This window comes from Runella defluvii, assembly GCF_014195535.1.
Lineage (GTDB): Bacteria > Bacteroidota > Bacteroidia > Cytophagales > Spirosomataceae > Runella > Runella defluvii.
The window spans coordinates 46,063-64,767 of record NZ_JACIBY010000023.1; the positions used below are offsets into that span (position 1 = coordinate 46,063).

Sequence of the window (18,705 nt, forward strand, 5' to 3'; positions counted from 1 at the left end):
CAAGATATATGTTGTAAGAGAAAATCAAACCGTTAGATAACTTTCGTTACCGCTTAATAAATTAATATGTCTTTTTAGGTAAATATCACTTAGCTTGAGGTTACATTTCATTTATACCCGCAAGCAATCATGAGTGCAAACCAAAAGCAAGGGGAAAGGCAAGAGAGGGCCAATGTAGTAAGTACGTTGTCAGAAGAGCGATCTACAAAGTCAAATGCCATAGAAATACCTCAGATAACGCTTCCCAAAGGCGGAGGAGCGTTGAAAGGTATTGATGAGAAATTTCTGGTGAATGCGGCTAATGGCACGGCCTCTTTTGCCATTCCCTTGCCTGTTTCGCCCAATCGCAACGGTTTTACCCCGCAGCTTTCGCTGTCCTACAATTCGGGGGTAGGCAATGGCCCGTTTGGCATTGGTTGGGAGTTAGATTTTCCCTCTATTCAACGTCGAACCGATAAAAAGCTACCTCGTTATTTTGATAGTAATGATATAGAAAAAATCGCAACTGAAGATAGTTTTATGTTTTCGGGTGCAGAGGAATTAGTGCCTATGCTGGAGTTAGATGGAGGTCAATGGAAAGTAAAACAATTTTCAGATGACACCACTAACTTTATTATACGGCAATATCGCCCCCGTCTTGAAGGCTCATTTTTGAGGATTGAGCGTATTTTTGAAAAAGAAACGACCACTTATTATTGGAAAGTAACTACCAAAGAAAACATTACTACTTTTTTTGGACTTAGTGCTTCTTGCCGCATTGCCGACCCGACAGATGAGTCAAAGGTCTTTCAGTGGCTACCCGAATTTGCTTACGATGATAAAGGCTCTTGGGTATGGTATGAATACAAAGAGGAGGATTTGACAAATGTTGCCAACGAAGTGAATGAGAAAAACCGCTTTGAGGGCATTGCAAAATTTACAAACCGCCACCTAAAGCGCGTAAAATATGGAAATAGCGTAGCCAAATACGTGGAGGACTCTCCCTACCAACCTGCCCTACCTGTGGGCGAAAGCTATTTTTTTGAGTTGGTTTTTGACTACGGTGAACACGCCGAAACCCTTCCTAAGACAGAAGAACTAGAAAAATGGAGTGCTCGGAACGATGCTTTTTCGTCGTATCGGAGTGGTTTTGAGTTGCGCACTTATCGCTTGTGTAAGCGGGTGCTCATGTTTCATCATTTCTCGGAATTAGGTAATGAACCTACGTTAGTACGTTCTTTAGATATGGACTACAAAAAGTCGCGTATTTACGGCGGCATAGAACAAAAGGAAGCTGAAGTAACTTACCTCAGAGCCATAGAGCAGTGTGGATATGTCAAAAATGGGGCAGCTAGTTACAGCAAGAGAACATTGCCTAAACTGACTTTTGAGTACCAAGAACTGAACTGGAACAAGGACGTAAAAAACGTAAGCAATGAAAGCCTTATTCACTCCCCAAGCGGCCTCTCGGGGAACTATCAGTGGGTGGATTTGTACAATGAGGGAATTAATGGCCTACTGACCGAACAAGCCAATGCCTGGTTTTATAAGTCAAATTTCGGGGTTGTTGAAACGGATGAACTTCATTTTTCGCAAGCCCAGATGGTCATGCCTAAACCCTCTTTTTTGGGTTTGGGAAATGGCTCGCTCCAATTGCAAGACCTAAATGCTAATGGCGAAAAACAGTTAGTGGTAAACAGTGGCGGAGTACAAGGGTATTTTGAGCTGAAAGACGACGGCGAATGGCAGCCGTTTCGTACTTTTTTGAAAAACTTGCATTTGGACTTGAAAAACCCCAACGTTCGCATGTTGGATGTCAACGGCGACGGTAAACCCGAAGTGGTACTTTCGGACGAAGGCGCATTTTGGTTTTGGGAAAACGAGGGCAAAATTGGCTATGATGCCCCCGAATTAGCCGCAAAACCCTACGATGAAGAACAGGGTGCTGCTATTGTCTTTGCCGACCAGGAACAGCGCATTTTCCTTGCCGATATGTCTGGCGATGGCATGACAGACATTGTGCGTATTCGCAATGGCGAAGTTTGTTACTGGGCGAATATGGGTTATGGTCGTTTTGCACCAAAAGTTACTATGCGTAATTCGCCCGTTTTTGACCATTCGGATTTGTTCAATCCTAGTTATATTCAGTTGGCGGATGTTAGCGGAACAGGGGCGACGGATATTATTTACTTGGGGAAAAACACCTTTAAAGCGTACTTGAATTGCAGTGGAAATGCGTGGACCGACGGCGAAACCATTGAGCCTTTTTTTTCGACCGAACAGCCGAATCGGATAACCATCACGGATTTACTCGGTAACGGAACGGCCTGTATTGTGTGGTCGTCGGAAATGCCTGCTTATGTCAATGCACCTATGCGCTACATGGACTTGATGGGGGGGAATAAACCACACTTAATGAAGAGCCATGAAAATGGTTTAGGCAAAACGACCAGTGTAGCATATAAAAGCTCCACCTTTTTTTATTTAAAAGATAAACTGAATGGAACTCCTTGGATAACCAAACTGGCTTTTCCTGTACAAGTCGTTGCCAAAACGATTAGTACAGATAGCGTTACGAATGTCCGATTTTCTGCTGAGTATTCGTACCATCATGGCTATTACGACCATGCAGAAAGAGAATTTAGGGGGTTTGGGAGGGTAGAGCAACGCGATACGGAAGAATTTGAAGTAACCGACTTTGCCAATTTAAGCACAAGTGAACACCATCAACCGCCTGTTTTGACAAAAACATGGTTTCATACAGGCGCATTTTTAGATAGGGACAGAATTTTAAACCAATTCAAGCAGGAATACTGGTATAAAAATGAAGCATTAGCTGACGTTTCAGAGTATGAATTGCCCGATGCCGTTTTGTTGGCAGCCGATCATTTAGGAGCTTTTGATATCAATATCATCAGTGCTGACGAATGGCGCGAAGCCCTGCGTGCGTGCAAAGGTATGACACTGCGCCAAGAGGTCTTTGGTTTAGACGCTAAAAAACGGATTGCTGACGAGCGAAAAGCCAAAAATTACGTTGATGGCAACGCTGATTTTGAAGCATTCAAGAAGGAGGTAGCCCTAAAAGAGTTAATTCCTTACAATGTAGCCACGCACAACTGCGAGATACAATTGTTACAAGCACGAGGAAAAAATCGTTATGCCTCTTTTATTGTCAAAGAAAGTGAAGCCATTACGTTTACCTATGAGCGTGACCACGAAGACCCGCGCATTGCCCACACCTTGAACCTAGAAACGGATGAATTGGGTAATTTGTTGGAAAGTGTAAGCATCGTTTATCCAAGAAAAAAAGAAGAACCATTATTAGAAAATGAGCCAAGTGACAACGATGCCGCACGGCGTGCCAAACAGCACGGCAAAGACGGGCAGAAAAAAACTTGGATTACGTTTGCGAAAAATGATTTTACTAACGACATCCTAGCACCTGCCAATTACTATCTTCGTAAAAATTGGCAAACACAGACCTACGAACTAACAGGCGTAAAGCCACAGTCTGGATATTTTAAAATTGCTGATTTTAAGAACAAAGTAACCAATTTTCAAGAAATTGAATACCAACAAATTGCGTCAGGTTCGTTGCCTCAAAAACGTTTGATTGAACACATCAAGACCAAATTCTATGATGCAGATTTGAGCCTACCTTTGGCGGATGGGCAAATAGCGACACGTGCCGTACCTTATGAAGCGTATCAGTTGGCTTTTACCCCTCATTTAATCAATAATATTTTTACGCCAAGTACATCGTCAGCTCAATTTGAAGTGACAGAGACTGATTTGTTGGCGGCAAAATACTTGTCACTTGATGCCAAATGGTGGGTACAATCGGGCACGGTCATTCATAAACACAATGGAGAAAATTTTGACGATTTAAAAGGCCGATTTTTTGCATCTGTTGGCTACATTGACCCTTTTGATAGCGAAACTGCCGTTGAATACGATGCCCGCCACCTTTTTATGCAAAGGGCTTTGGCGTATATTGATAAAACGGCCAATATCTTCAATGAAACAAAGGTTTTGCGTTTCAATTACCGCACGTTGTCGCCTGATGTTATGCAAGACATCAACGACAATATCAGTTCGGTCATCGTTGATGAACTCGGTTTGGTAAAAGCAACGGCGATAGAAGGCAAAGATACCAATAACGACCAACAAGGCGAAGAAGCCGACAACCTCAATGGCTTCAAAGAACATACCGACCAGGCTGAAAAAGAGTTAATCGCCGCCTTTTTTGCCACCGCAAAGGTGGCATTGCCTAATGTTTGTGCCTACAATCAGTTGCAAACGTTGGCGTGGCAATTACTCGGCTCGGCTTCGGCTCGTATGGTGTATGATTTTTCGGCCCAGCCTACGGTGGTGGCGAGTATTGTCAGAGAGCAACATGCCAATGTGAACCTACAAAGCCCATTGCAAATCAGTTTTGAATACACCGATGGTATGGGCAAAGTTGCCATGAAAAAAGTACAAGCCGAACCTGGTATCGTCAAACTACCTAACGGAACAGAAATCAATACCGAAAACAAACTCCGTTGGATTGGCAATGGGCGTACGGTGTTGAACAACAAAGGAAACCCTATCAAACAATACGAACCGTATTTCTCTACGACTCCCGCTTACGAAGCCGATCCTATGCTGGTGGAGCAAGGCGTTTCACCAATCTTGTACTACGACGGTGCAGGACGGAATGTAAGGACGGAGTTACCCAACGGCACATTTACCAAAGTCGTTTTTGATGCGTGGAAACAACTGACTTACGATGTCAATGACACCATAGAGGAAAGTACTTGGAAAAATGACCTCAAAAATGCCACAGCTTATGCCAAAAGCAAAAGTCATGCAGATACTCCTTCGTGTATTATTTTGGATAGTTTGGGCAGACCAACGCTCGGAATTGACCACAATAAGTGGCTTGACTCCAATGGAAACCCCAAAGAGGAAAAATACTTTACCTATTCTACTATTGACATCGAAGGCAATGCACTTTCTGTCACCGATGCCCGTGGCAATACCGTTATGGCGTGGCGGTACGATATGCTGGGGCATAGAGTGATGCAAACAAGCATGGATGCAGGTAAACGTTGGATGCTCAATGATGCTTCAGGTAAGCCAATCCGTGCTTTTGACGAGCGAGGGCATGAGTTTATTTTTGAATACGACAAAGCGCATCGCCCAACGAAGAAAATTGTCAGAGGCGGCGATGGCGCAGTGGCACTTAACCATTGTTACGAAACGATTATCTATGGCGAAGGTTTACCCAATGACAAGGCGAAAAACCTAAGAGGTCAAGCGGCTGTCTTGTACGATACCGCAGGAAAAATCACATCTGAACGCCATGATTTTAAAGGAAATCTCTTAGAAAGTACCCGTGTTTTTGCCAAAGACTATAAAAACACACCACATTGGGATACTCCCAATCCAGATGATTTTTTGGAAGGTACAAAGTACACCTTTACCACAAATACGACATACGATGCGCTCAATCGCCCCGTACAGCAGATTACACCTGACGGTAAAGCAACTTTGTCAACTTTTAATACAGGTGCTTTATTAGAAAAAGTAATCCTACGAGAAGGTAGCCGCAGCACCGAATATGTTAGTAACATAGACTACAATGAAAAAGGACAGCGCACCCGAATCATATACGGCAACGGAGTAACCACCAAATACGATTACGACTCTCTTACGTTTAGATTGCAACGTTTGTTCACCTCTTCCCTTAGTGGAAGTAGAGAGGAGGTTTTACAGGATTTGAACTACACCTACGATCCAACAGGAAACATCACCACCATACAGGACCGTGCCATACCAACCGTATTTTTCAACAATCAGAAAATACAAGGCAAAAACGAATACACCTACGATGCCCTCTACCGCTTGGTAACTGCTACAGGCAGAGAGCAAAATACCAACTCACCCAACTTCGATACGTGCGACAATTGGAACGATGCTTTTGCGCTATTCAACCACAATAGCGGCGATACTATGGCAATGCGTAACTACACGCAACGCTATCAATACGACCAAGTTGGTAATATCCTGCAAATGAAGCACGAAGCAGGTGCAAACGGCTCATGGACCAGAAACAACGCCTATGAAAGCAAAAATAACCGCATTAAAAATACGACCGTAGGCAATAGTACTTACAACTTTACGCACCACGCATTACATGGTTACATGGAGGTCATGCCGCACCTAAGCAGCATGGTATGGACATTCAAAGAAGAACTACAAGCCACTGCCAAACAAGTAGTGAATAATGGCACGCCCGAAACCACTTACTACGTCTATGACAGCAGCGGACAGCGCGCCAGAAAAATAACAGAAAACCAAGCAGCAGCAGGGGTAATGCCCACTTTTAAGGACGAACGCATTTACGTGGGGGGCTATGAAATCTATAAAAACCAAAATGGCTTAGAGCGAGAAACGCTTCATATTATGGATGATAAGCAGCGTATTGCCATGATAGATACCGAAACCGAAGCACGTACCTTTTTAGGAATGAATTTGGGGCGAACTTCTCCTGAGCAGACGGTAAGGTATCAGTTGGGCAATCATTTAGGCTCTGCCAGTTTGGAGCTTGATGAAAATGCCGCTGTAATAAGCTATGAAGAATATCACCCTTACGGCACAACAGCCTACCAAGCACGCAATGCAGTAATAAAAGCAGCAGCGAAACGCTATCGCTATACAGGTATGGAACGTGATGAGGAAACAGGCTTAGAATATCACTCGGCGCGGTATTATATGGCTTGGCTGGGTAGGTGGATAAGCGGTGATCCTCTTGAATTAAAAGATGGCATAAATGTGTTTGTTTATGTGAAATCAAATCCTTTAAATCTTTATGACCCTAGCGGAACTTTAAGTTGGGGACAGGTTGCAGGAATTGCTGCTGCTGTAGTTGTTGGTACAGTTGTAACAGTTGCTACTGCTGGAGCAGCTGGCCCTGTTGTAGGTGTAGCATTAGCAACTGTAATTGGTGGTGCGGTCGGAGGAGCAGCAGGAGGAGCTGTTGGTGAAGTCGTTGAGGCGCACATTGATAACAGAGAAGCTCATGTTGGACGTGCTGCATTAATTGGAGCAGTTGCAGGAGGTGTATTTGCTGGCGCTGGTGTAGCTGCTGGAGCAGTAGCAAGATCGGCTGGAGGGCAAGCAGTAGCGAGTGCCGTGGGGCGAAGTGCTGTAGGGCGTACAGCAACAACAGCAGTATCAAGAGTATCTGCGGCAGCTGGGAGAGTAGCGGCTACCGAAGCAGGGCAAGCAGCTAGAAGTGTTGCTACTCGTGTTGCAAACTCATCCGTAGGTCGCGTTACTGCTTCTGCTGCAAGAAGGGCAACAACAGGGTTAGAAGCTATTGAGAGAGTAAGTGAACGAGCAGGATCTTCTCTTGCGAGAAGAATTCCTGGTTCTGCTTTAAATAGAGCAGAGGCAAGTGCTACTACTGAGTGCTTACAACAAATGACTGGTGCATTAAACACAACTGAACAAGTCGTTGCTTCACCTAGTAGATTATCAGAGAGAGCTTTAAAAGGTAGAGCTGATGAACTAGCAGAACAATTAAGTGAACAAGGTTTAAAGCGTTCTTTTGGAACAGTAGGGGTTTTGCAAGGGGAAGTAGATGGACAGGTTATAACACTAGTTGGTGGCACTAATCAAAGATTTACTGATGCTTTAAGACCATTACTAAGAGAGGGAGAAGAAATAGTCGAACCATTATTTTTTAATAGAATAAAAGACGGAACGGAGAGAGTACTTAGAAGTGAACGCTTAGGTATTTGGGTTCATACAGAACAAGTTTTAGCAAATGAAGCTAGCGAAAGAGCACTTGTTAATTCATGGGTTGCCACATCAAACAATGCCTGTAAAGGGCTGTGTAGATCAAGTTTTGGGCCATTAGGGGATTTGTTTCCTGAGGTATTACACATTAATCCTGGACATTGAAAGTGAAAACACTAAAAAATTATTAAATCACTCACAATGCGAATAATGGGTTAAAAATATTGAAATTGGCTAAAAAATAAGTTTTTGGTCAATGAGAATCGCTTAAAGCCGTTTTTGAACAAAATTGGAAGCTACAAGCGATTCTCTGACAATATCGTTCTCTATTTTTGCTTGCTTTAAGGCTAAAAAGGTACTTTTTGAACGATTTTAACCCATTATTAGCATTCACAATAAACTATATAAAATATGCAAAATCCAATCAACAACTCGCTATTTAACTTGATGGCAAATGACCTCAAAATAGTAAAAATACAAAAAGAGTCCAATGAGACCATTCGTGGGTTGCTTTTGGAGAAGGGACACCTCATACCTGCCGATTTAATACCCCATGCAGAAAAGTTCATCAGCGGTTACCGACTGCGTTGGTGTTTTTACCAAGTAACAGCAAGGCGGTGTTAAAACAAACAAAAGATGAAATCACTATCAGAAAATACCAATCTCTCTATCTTAGAGATATTCTCGGTGCTGTTCCCAGGCGGCGCTATGTCACTCTTATGTTGGCAAGTGTATGATATACAAGTAGTTGTGCAGGATTTGTTAGCCTATATAGACAGCGAGTGGCAGGTGTCTGTTGCTTTTTTAGGCGTATCGTACTTTTTGGGCTATTTGCTGTTTTATCTCAGTTCTTTTTTAGATACTTACGTATATGACCGCTTAAACAAAGACCAAAGGCAAGTACTAATCAATAGAGTTATCGAGATTAAAACAGCCGCCTTCGGTTATGACAGCAAGGCAGAAATCAACGCTTTCAAATGGGCTTGTGCTGTGCTTTTAGCCAAGCAACCCGCTATGTTTGCCGCCGTAGAGCGGTTTATGGCAGCTTCAAAATTTTTTAGAAGTATGGTGATAGTGTTATGTTTTGCTGCTGTACTTTTTGTACTACAAGGTACTTTCCTCGTAGCCTTCGTAGTACTCGTATTTTCTATTATTTCCCTATTTAACTACATCCAACAAAGAGATAAAGCCATTGATGCGGCTTATCAATACCTAATTACGACAGCAAATCTTAAACCCTGAAACACTCAACATCATGCCAAATACATCAAACAACCCCTTGCGAACCTTCTTTGTGGCTGATTTCAAAGCAGCTAATATTAGAGGCAATGCACTAAGTGCCAAACTCGATGATTTGTTGATTACTCACAACCATGACTGGCAAGTGGTCAAGCCGCTTTTGGCAGCTGATGATACCTTCAAGGCAGTTTTGCCCAAATTGGATTTTACGCATAGTCTCGCATCATGGAGCGGCAATAATGCTACGCTTATCACCGCTTTTCAGGCTGATGTACAAAGCAATAACATGCGAGATGTTGCACTGAATTTTAACCGAGAAAAGCTATTATCGCTTGTGAAAAAAGATGCCAATATTCCCTTGGAAGAACAGCAAGTAGTTACTCAAAAACTACATACTCAGCTTTTTCAGATAGAGCCAACGGCTGTGCTTATCAACATGGTGAAAGACCCGCAAGTGTCGATGTTGAACAACAACGTTGGGGCGAGTGTATCGGCTTTTTTGGAAAATCAACTCGATTTTAACATCAAAACAATGTCTGTTTATGAAGTTTTAAAAGCGAAAGATGCCTTCAAGGATATTGACGATGTGGCGGGGGTGACTACCCAACTCAAAAATCTGCAACGCATGGTGGCCATTAGCCCCGTACCGGAGGCCGTACCGATGCTCTACCAAGCCAAGTTACACACAGCTTTGCAAGTGGCAACTATGCCATTGGGGCAGTTTACGGCGGCTTTTCAAGGTAAACTACCCGAAAGTGAATTGATTCAGTTGCACCAAAATGCACAATATACCCAAGTACGCAATGAGCAAGCACTCATGGCTTTTAGAGAAGTAGGTAGAGGCACGGGCATTGCTATGATTGACAAAAACTTGGCAGTTGGAGAGGCAATGCCTACCGAAATGGAGCGCACTAAGCAAATGTCTATGGTGTATAATCCGCAGCAAGTAGCCAAAGAAGCCGCTGAAAAGCACAATCTAAGTTGGGATTTGCTCTTCGCCGATGCCGATTTTTGCGAATGTGGCGAGTGTACGTCAGTCTATAGCGCGGCTGCTTACTATGTGGAGTTGTTGCAATATTTGAGAAACAATAACCTCGACCCTGATGCAATAGGCCCAACGGCTATCAAAGCAAACCCAAAAGACATATCAGGCACGCCCTTAGAAAAGTTTTTTGCACGTCGCCCTGACTTGGGGTGTTTGGAATTGACTTGTAAAAATACGCATACCATTTTGCCTTATATTGATTTGGTCAATGAGGTAATGGAGCATTATGTGGCTTTCAAGAAACTCAAACCCTTCAACGTAGAAGACGAAACCAGCGGCGAGTTGCTATCTGAGCCACAACATACAGAGTATCAAGCCTATTGCATCCTAAAAAAAGAGGTCTATCCATTTACCCTGCCTTATCATCAGCCCATTGATGCCGCGAGAATTTACCTTAACTATCTTGATACGAGCCGTTATGAGGTCATTGATACTTTCCGAAAAAACAACGAAGGAACAGATGCGCTTTTGACTCAAGTGCAAGACGAACACTTAGACCGCGCGGCTGATGCCGAGTTTTTGAACATTACCAAAGAAGAATACGTCATTCTGACCAAAGAAAGTTTTGAGAGTAAAGCATTTAAAAATAAACTTCTCAATAAAACGCTTGATGATACGGAGTATCAAAAGTTGATTGGCGTAAAACCTTTGCACGAATATTATGGCTATGCCGATGCCGGCGCGATGATGGCTGAAAGTGGGATCAAAAACATCAAAAAGGAGTTTTTACGTCGCACGGGTATTGATTATTTCAATCTGGTTGATTTACTCAAAACCGAGTACATCAACCCCTGTATGCCCAAAGGAAAGTCTAAAGCTATCATGGAAAGCCTGCATTTTAGCTATCGTTTTTTACAAAATTATGCGGCGATACATGGCATAGATAAAATGGCCAACGACTTGGTGAAATTAGAAAACTTTGTCGCGATTTATCCGCAACTAAAAGAAGTCATTACCATTCTAAGCAACCAAAATCAAACCCAAGAACTCGCTTGTCCCGACACCCACAAAAACAGCATAAAAATAAGCGATAAGGACGTGATATGTTGGGTAAAATGTCATTTTGAAAAAATTGGAAAATTAATTGTGATTGAAAGCGGGAAAGCTTGTATAAATGGGCGATTAATACTGAAAGGAAGAGCCGTAACTATTAAAACTCCCACAATTACAGTCAAAGACTATATCATCTATCTTTATAATGAGAACGGCAATGAAGAAGCAGGAACGCTTGATAAAAAAACGGGTGAGGTAAAGTTTAAAACAGCGCTTTTGGAAACACAACTCAAAGACTTTTTCAGCCAAGGAACTTTTATAAGCGATAGAGGTGAACAAGGCGCATTTGTAGTTGTCGAAGGCAAGTCGTATTTATGGATGCTCAATCAACAAGATAATTGCAACCTTGACACCGCCATACTCCAACACCTCGACGGTACGCCACTCATCAAAGCTGAATACGACCGCATACACCGTTTTCTGCGTTTATGGCGAAAAATGGGCTGGACGATTGATGAAACCGACAAAGCAATTGTGGGTTTGAGTGGAAAGGAAATACAAGGCGCAGAAGGTGGCCATGAGGAGCCTTGCTACGATGAGTGGTGCGCTGACGATGAGTGCAATCAACTTCACGACGATTGTGAAGAATGTCGAGACGCAACTCAGATGCATCGTCATTATGACATCAATCCTGCCCTGCTGCAACAACTTGTGGCGGTGAGGCAATTACTCGACCGTACAGGCTTGGATTTGGTAAAACTATTGACCTTTTGGACAGAAATAAGTACCGCAGGCGAGAAGTCGCTCTACCAACGCTTGTTCTTGACCCACAATTTGACAGCGATTGATAAGGTATTCAAGGCCGATGCGACGGGTAATTTCTTGACGGCAAACGAAAAAATAACCACCCATTTGCCTGTTCTGATGGCGGCCTTCAACCTTTCTGCTGATGACTTGGCAATGATTATGACGACTTCGGCAATGGAAGATAAGTTGACATTGAACAATGTATCTGTTTTATATCGTTATCGGTTATTGTCCAAAACATTAGGCTTAAAAATTCCAGCTTTTATTGACATTTTGCCTTTGTTTGGTGATGTCTTCCAGTCAGCACACGCCACCTTAGCTTTTATGAAGCTGTGGCAAAAAATGGAAGATGTAGGTTTTACGCATCAGCAACTCAATTATATAATTTTGAATAACGATGATGAGAGAAAGCCTTTTGCGCCAACCCAAAAAACGATTTTGCAGTTGGCAAAAACCCTGTATGATGGCTTGAACGCAATAGAAGAAGCACACAAAGACTTGGTGCCGGATGCCGCAGCAACGACCGATGCCGAAAAACAGAATTCGCTGCAATCACAGGCCACGCTCGAACTCATCAAGGCCAAAGCAAGCCTTTTGTACGATACCACAACGGTAGAAAAAATCATTGTTTATTTAGAAGGTACGACCCTGTTTTTGACCAATGCGCCAAAAAACCTTGTCGCCGTCTTGGACAAGTATGATACTAAAAAAGATGCCGACCCGAATAATGTACCGCCATTACTGAAAATTTTACGTAAAAAGACAAAGTATCATGCTACCCAAGAGAAAAATCTCCAAATCACGGGTATTCTGACTCCTGCTGAAAAAAATGAGTTTTTAGCTTGGGGCAATAGTGCAGAATGGAACGCTGCGGTTGAGCGAATAATAAAACAGCAAAACAAACTATTCAAAGAGCTTTTATCGGGTATTTTTGAGGAAGAAAAAACCAAATCAGCCGCGGAAAAAACAAATTTAGAAAGCATCTTGAAAGAGGGAGACATAAGTATTCCCTTTGCCGAAATTCCAGCTGGGCAAGCCGATACCAACACTGCACCGAAGAAACGTCAAGCCTTTTTAGCATTGTTTTTGCCGTACTTACGTCAAGAATTGACGCATCGTTTTGTGATTGATACGCTGTCAAATGCAGCCAAATTAGAACGCAAAACTACCGACTTGCTCCTAACCGAAGTATTGAAAATAAGCACCAAGCCAATTTACACTATTTTTGAGAATATCAAAGACAAAGCTCAACCAAGTGCCACCGATTGGCATGGCTATTTGATACCTTCAGCTACGAATGACTACACGTTTATCGTAAGAGATAGTGCGGCGAATCCTACATTGGGAATAGAAGGCGCAAATTTTACTTTCATACAGCAAGAAGACCCTACCAACGAATGGTGGAGCCATAGCATAAGGTTAGAAGCGGGCAAACTGTATCCGTTGGCAACTGTGGGTTTGGATTTAAAAAACGTCTATTGGAAAACACCAACCTCCGCGATTGCTAATATTCCCACATCGTCTCTCATTCCAGATTTTGCTTCAGCACAATGTACCCCTGCCTTTATCTTATTGCAGAAGGCAGCAATGATTGTTAACGGTTTTGTAGTAAGCGCTGACGAAATTCAGTATTTGGATAGTCACAAAGCCGATTTTGATAACATAGATTTCAACGCGATTACATTGGTCACCTGGCAACGCTTGGAGGCTTATACCCGCTTACGTAACAGCTTACCTACAACTAAACTCAACATCTTAGACTTTTGGAAGTGGGCGAATGATGCTGCGGCTGATGCAACACAATTGAGCGAAAAAATGGCTACTTTGACCAATTGGAAAAAAGCACGTATTGATAAGTTGGTAGCTGTTAATCATTACAATATTACCCAAGTAGGGGATTTTAAGAATGAAATAAACTTGCTAAAATTGCAGAATGCCTTAACAGTAGCAGACAAAATAGGCGTTGATATTGACTTGCTGTTTGAATGGGCTGTGCCAACTTCTAAGTTTAGTAAATGCCGCCAAATAGCCGACAGTATCAAAAATGCCATACGAGCAAAGTACAACCAAACTGATTGGGAACAAGTGGTTAAACCACTACATGACCAACTCCGTAACAATCAAAAAAATGCGCTGATTGCTTATCTACTCCAACGCCAAGAACTGATAGACTTTGGGGTAACCGATGCCGATGGTTTGTTTGAATATTTTTTGATAGACGTGCAGATGGAGCCTTGTATGGAAACGTCTCGCATCAAGCAAGCCATTAATTCTGTGCAGTTGTTTGTACAACGTTGCTTCTTGGGTTTAGAAAAAGGCATTAGTGTAAATACACTCGACCGTCCGCGTTGGGAATGGATGCAGCGTTATCGGGTTTGGGAAGCCAACCGCAAAGTATTCTTATATCCCGAAAACTGGATAGAAAGCAACCTCCGCGACGACAAAAGCCCGTTTTTCAAGGAACTTGAAAGCGAACTGTTGCAAAAAGACATCACCAAAGACAATGTACAAGATGCCCTAAAAAACTATCTCTATAAAGTAGATGAAGTGGCAAATATGGAGGTTGTAGGTTTGTACATTGACGGCACAAAGACTGGCGATAATTGGAGTAAAGGTGCAAAACTTCATGTGTTTTCTCGCACCCGTAATGCACCGTATTTTTTCTTTTACCGCTATTTAGCTTTAGATGAAATGAACTGGTATGCTTGGGAAAAGATGCAAGTGGATATTCCGAGTTATGATACATCCGAAACTTTTGATTTTAATTGGATAAAGTTTAATGGCAATCCTAATAATCTTAATAAAGTAAAAATTACTTCCATTGATTTTGAAGGTAATAGGAACGTAACAAGTTTGGAATATGATACTTTTGATACAGGAGGTGGCAGATTTAAGGGTAGGATATGGGACTTAGGAGTAGAAATAAAGGGTATTAAAGGAAAAATAGATGGTACTATATTCTATAGAAAAGAAAATAATGCAACAATAAAAGATAGATTTCTTTTTGGGGTTTTTAGAAGGGATGTTAATTATAATGGCTGTTATTTGACACCTTATGTGTGGAATAATAGGCTGCTCATATTTTTTCCACAGTTTATGAAAAAAACAAGGCCAAACCCAGCTTCGCAAACCCAAACGATACGTGAATCCTCTGATAATGCTCCAGATAGTATAAAACCAATAGATTATTGGGAGATTAAAATGGCTTTTAGCGAATATCGTAGTGGCAAATGGACACAAAAGCAGCTTTCAAAGGATCATTTAGTGGCGGATATTATTCCTGGTAGGGCGATTGATCAATTCTCATTTATTCCTAAAAAACTACCTAATGGCATCATAATTCATGTAGAAGATACATGGACAAATGATACGCTAACATTTAAAGGCTTTACTTTTTCAGGTAGTAATTTTGAACCAGATAATAATATTGCAGCAATTGAAGGAATCATACCAACAGGAATTCAAACAGAGTTTGGAGGTGTTACAATTTTCCAAAAGGTAGCTAATAAAATTCAGTCTCTACAACTAAGTGACAATGGCAACAATTGGGCTAATGATGATGCTACATTCATTATCAACAAGAGTGATGTGCAGATAAATTATTCAAATGCAAACCTTTGGGGGAATTTTTACCATTCATTTACAGACAACTTACTCAAACATATCAACACAGGACAACTATCGGATTTTTTCAAACACAATCTAAACCTCAGCGATAACGATGACGCTTTTGGAGCCTATGGCCTCAAAAAATACAACGAACTCAAACGCCCTTATTCGCTGTACAATTGGGAATTGTTTTTCCATACGCCTATGGCATTGGCCAATGAACTTAGCAAAGCGCAGCATTTTGAAGAGGCCATGAAGTGGTATCACTTTGTTTTTAGCCCCTTGGCAGAAGGTCCCGATGATACCCGTTTTTGGCAGTTTTTGCCATTTAAGGAAGCAGATAGCAAACGCATCTTAGACAATATTTTCAATAATCTAAAACCCAACGAAGCAGATAAAGATATAAACGAGTGGCGCAACAAACCCTTTATGCCCCACGTCGTGGCGCGTGGTCGCTCGGTGGCTTATATGAAGTGGGTGGTGATGAAATATTTAGACAATCTCATGGCTTGGGGTGATTATCTCTATCGTCAAGATACGATCGAAAGTATCAATCAGGCCACCCAACTCTACATCTTGGCATCGCATATCTTGGGACCTCACCCGATGATGATACCCAAAAGAGGAAAAGTGAAACCACAAACCTACTTAAGCCTTTTAGATAGGTGGGACGCTTCTGGCAATGCCATGGCAGAGTTAGAGCTGGTAACGCCATTTAGCAACCAAACAACGATGCCTTTGCAGAAAGTAGGCAATGAAATTGCTTTTGCCAACGTGTTCGGTTTTTCTACTACCTTGTATTTCTGTATTCCTAACAATCCCAAACTCATGGGGTATTGGGACACCTTAGCCGATAGATTATTTAAAATTCGCCATTGTCAAAATATAGAAGGCGTATTCAGAAAATTGCCCTTGTTCGAACCACCGATTGACCCTGCGCTCTTGGTTAAGGCCGCTGCTCAAGGGTTGAGCATTGCTTCGGTATTGAACGACCTCAACACGCCAATGCCTAACTATCGCTTCTATTATCTGTTACAAAAAGCTTTAGAACTCTGTGGCGAACTCAAATCGCTCGGTGGGGCTATGCTTTCAGCCATGGAAAAACGAGATAATGAAACTTTGTCAGTACTACGCTCCAAGCATGAAAACACCATGAACAACCTTGTCATGGAAGTTAAAAAACTGCAATTGGACGAAGCACAAAAAAGTTTAATAACGCTACGTAACAACCGTAAAGCACCTGAGGAGCGTATGAAGTATTTCCTCAAATTGGCAGGACTGGAAGAAAGCCTTTTACCATCAGAAGGGGGTGAGTTTAATGGCTTGCCTAACGAAATTGTTACTGTTGATGGAGATAGTGGCTTGAAACTAATATCTTTTGAGAAGGAAGATATGGAGAAGGCACAAGATGCGCATGATCTTCAAGATAGTATTGGTAAAATAGAATCGCTAGCCAGTATTTTTCATGCAATTCCAACGATAGGGGTTTGTGCTACTCCATTAGGTGTAGGAGGACAAATGCAATGGGGCGGTTCTAATTTAGGGAATGTGACTCAGGCCATTGCAAAATGGATGCAAACAGATGCAGCCGAACATTCTTTTGCTTCTAATAGTGCTAGCAAGAAAGGCGGGTTCACTCGCGCCTTACAAGACCGTATTCAGCAAGCCAATGCCGCAGGTTACGAAATCAAGCAGATAGACAAGCAGGTTACGGCGCAGCAGGTTCGGATTGATATTGCCAACAAAGAAATTGCTAATCATCAACAGCAAATAGACAATGCCAAAGAAGTAGAGGAGTTTCTGAAAAATAAATACAGCAACGAAGAACTCTACACTTGGATGCGCGATAGCCTCAAAGCGCTTTACCGTCAGGTTTATAATTTGGCTTATGAGTTGGCAAAAAAAGCAGAAAAAACCTATCGCTTTGAGCGAGGATTGAGTAGTACTAACTTTATTCAAGCGGGTTATTGGGATGCAGGGCGTGATGGTTTACTATCAGGTGAGCAGCTTTATGTAGGTTTGAAGCAATTAGAAGCAGCTTATCAAGAAAATCGTGGTTATGATTACGAAATAACCAAACACGTATCGCTTCGCCATATGAATCCATTGGCAATTTTAGAGCTTCGTGAAACAGGCAAATGTGAGTTTGCACTGCCTGAGTTATTGTTTGACATGGATTATCCAGGTCATTACAAACGTCGTATCAAGTCTGTATCTATTTCTATTCCGTGCATCGCTGGGCCATATACGGGTGTCAATGCGACCTTGCGTTTATTGGAAAACAAATTTCGCAACACAGCCATTGGTGGCAAAAACTACGTAGAAAACATCGAAGAAAGCGATGAGCGATTTAGTTCATTTATTATTCCCATCAGTGCTATTGCCGCCAGTTCTGCCCAAAATGATGGTGGAATGTTTGAGCTGAATTTTAAAGACGAACGATATTTGCCTTTTGAAGGCGCTGGGTGTATCAGCAAATGGCGTTTGGAGTTGCCAACCTTCCGCCAGTTTGACTACAATACCATCTCGGATGCTATTATTCATATCCGTTATACAGCTATCGAAGGCGGCGAGCGTTTGGGTGGGCAAGCGCGAAAAAGTGTCGAAGATTTTATTAAATCAAGTGAAGACTTGGCAAGAAATGAAGGTTTATTCTCGATTATAGATTTAAGACACGATTTGGCAACAGAATGGCACAAAGCTGTTACTTTTAAAGATGAAGCTAATCCTGATGCGCCAAAAATTATGGATTTGAGTAAAGTTAAACATTTTTTGCCGTTCTATGCTGCTCATAATAAGGATAAAATCAAAGCCACCAATATTATCATTGCTACTGATATTAACGGGACTTTTGCACTCAATGAGGAAGACCTCAGCCCAAGTGTGGGAATAGGTGAATTAAAAACTTGTGCCCTTTCTGAGCAAGACTTAAAGTTAGAGAACTGGAAATTGACTTTACCTCAAAATATAGTGTCAGATAAGAGTGCATGGATGGTCATTAGGTTTATTCAAAAATAGTACATTAATTGTTCTCAAAGATTGGTGAGTATAGCCAATCTTTGAGAACATATCCTTTAAAATATTCATAAAACTAAACCTGCCCGATACATTCGACTATGCTTTTTTGATGGCTTGATAGTGCTTGGGGGAGTCGGTAGTAGGGATATGATAAAGGCTTTCTTTTTGCGTTTACAGTTGCTTTTAGTTCAATTTTCTTTTTTTCGGTCGCTTTTTTGCCAAAAACT

At 41.9% G+C, this 18,705-nt stretch carries 3 protein-coding genes; all 3 read left to right on the forward strand.

Annotated features, from left to right (window positions below; all coding sequences use genetic code 11):
- Window positions 1–129: 129 nt before the first annotated feature.
- The 3 genes from FHS57_RS29410 (at window position 130) to FHS57_RS29425 (ending at window position 18,478) form a co-directional block, all read left to right on the forward strand.
- Window positions 130–7,932, forward strand: a complete 7,803-nt coding sequence (locus FHS57_RS29410) for a SpvB/TcaC N-terminal domain-containing protein (protein WP_183980018.1) — start codon at window positions 130–132, stop codon at window positions 7,930–7,932.
- Between the two features lie 471 nt (window positions 7,933–8,403).
- On the forward strand, window positions 8,404–9,009 hold the full coding sequence (locus FHS57_RS29420) for a hypothetical protein (protein WP_183980022.1): 606 nt from the start codon (window positions 8,404–8,406) through the stop codon (window positions 9,007–9,009).
- A gap of 13 nt (window positions 9,010–9,022) precedes the next feature.
- Window positions 9,023–18,478 carry a Tc toxin subunit A-related protein gene (locus tag FHS57_RS29425; protein ID WP_183980024.1) on the forward strand — a complete coding sequence of 3,152 codons (9,456 nt, stop codon included), beginning with the start codon at window positions 9,023–9,025 and terminating at the stop codon, window positions 18,476–18,478.
- The last annotated feature ends 227 nt before the right edge of the window (window positions 18,479–18,705 follow it).

Coding starts and splice junctions, on each gene's coding strand:
- FHS57_RS29410 (WP_183980018.1), top strand. CDS start 130: ATGAGTGCAAACCAAAAGCAAGGGGAAAGGCAAGAGAGGGCCAATGTA.
- FHS57_RS29420 (WP_183980022.1), top strand. CDS start 8,404: ATGAAATCACTATCAGAAAATACCAATCTCTCTATCTTAGAGATATTC.
- FHS57_RS29425 (WP_183980024.1), top strand. CDS start 9,023: ATGCCAAATACATCAAACAACCCCTTGCGAACCTTCTTTGTGGCTGAT.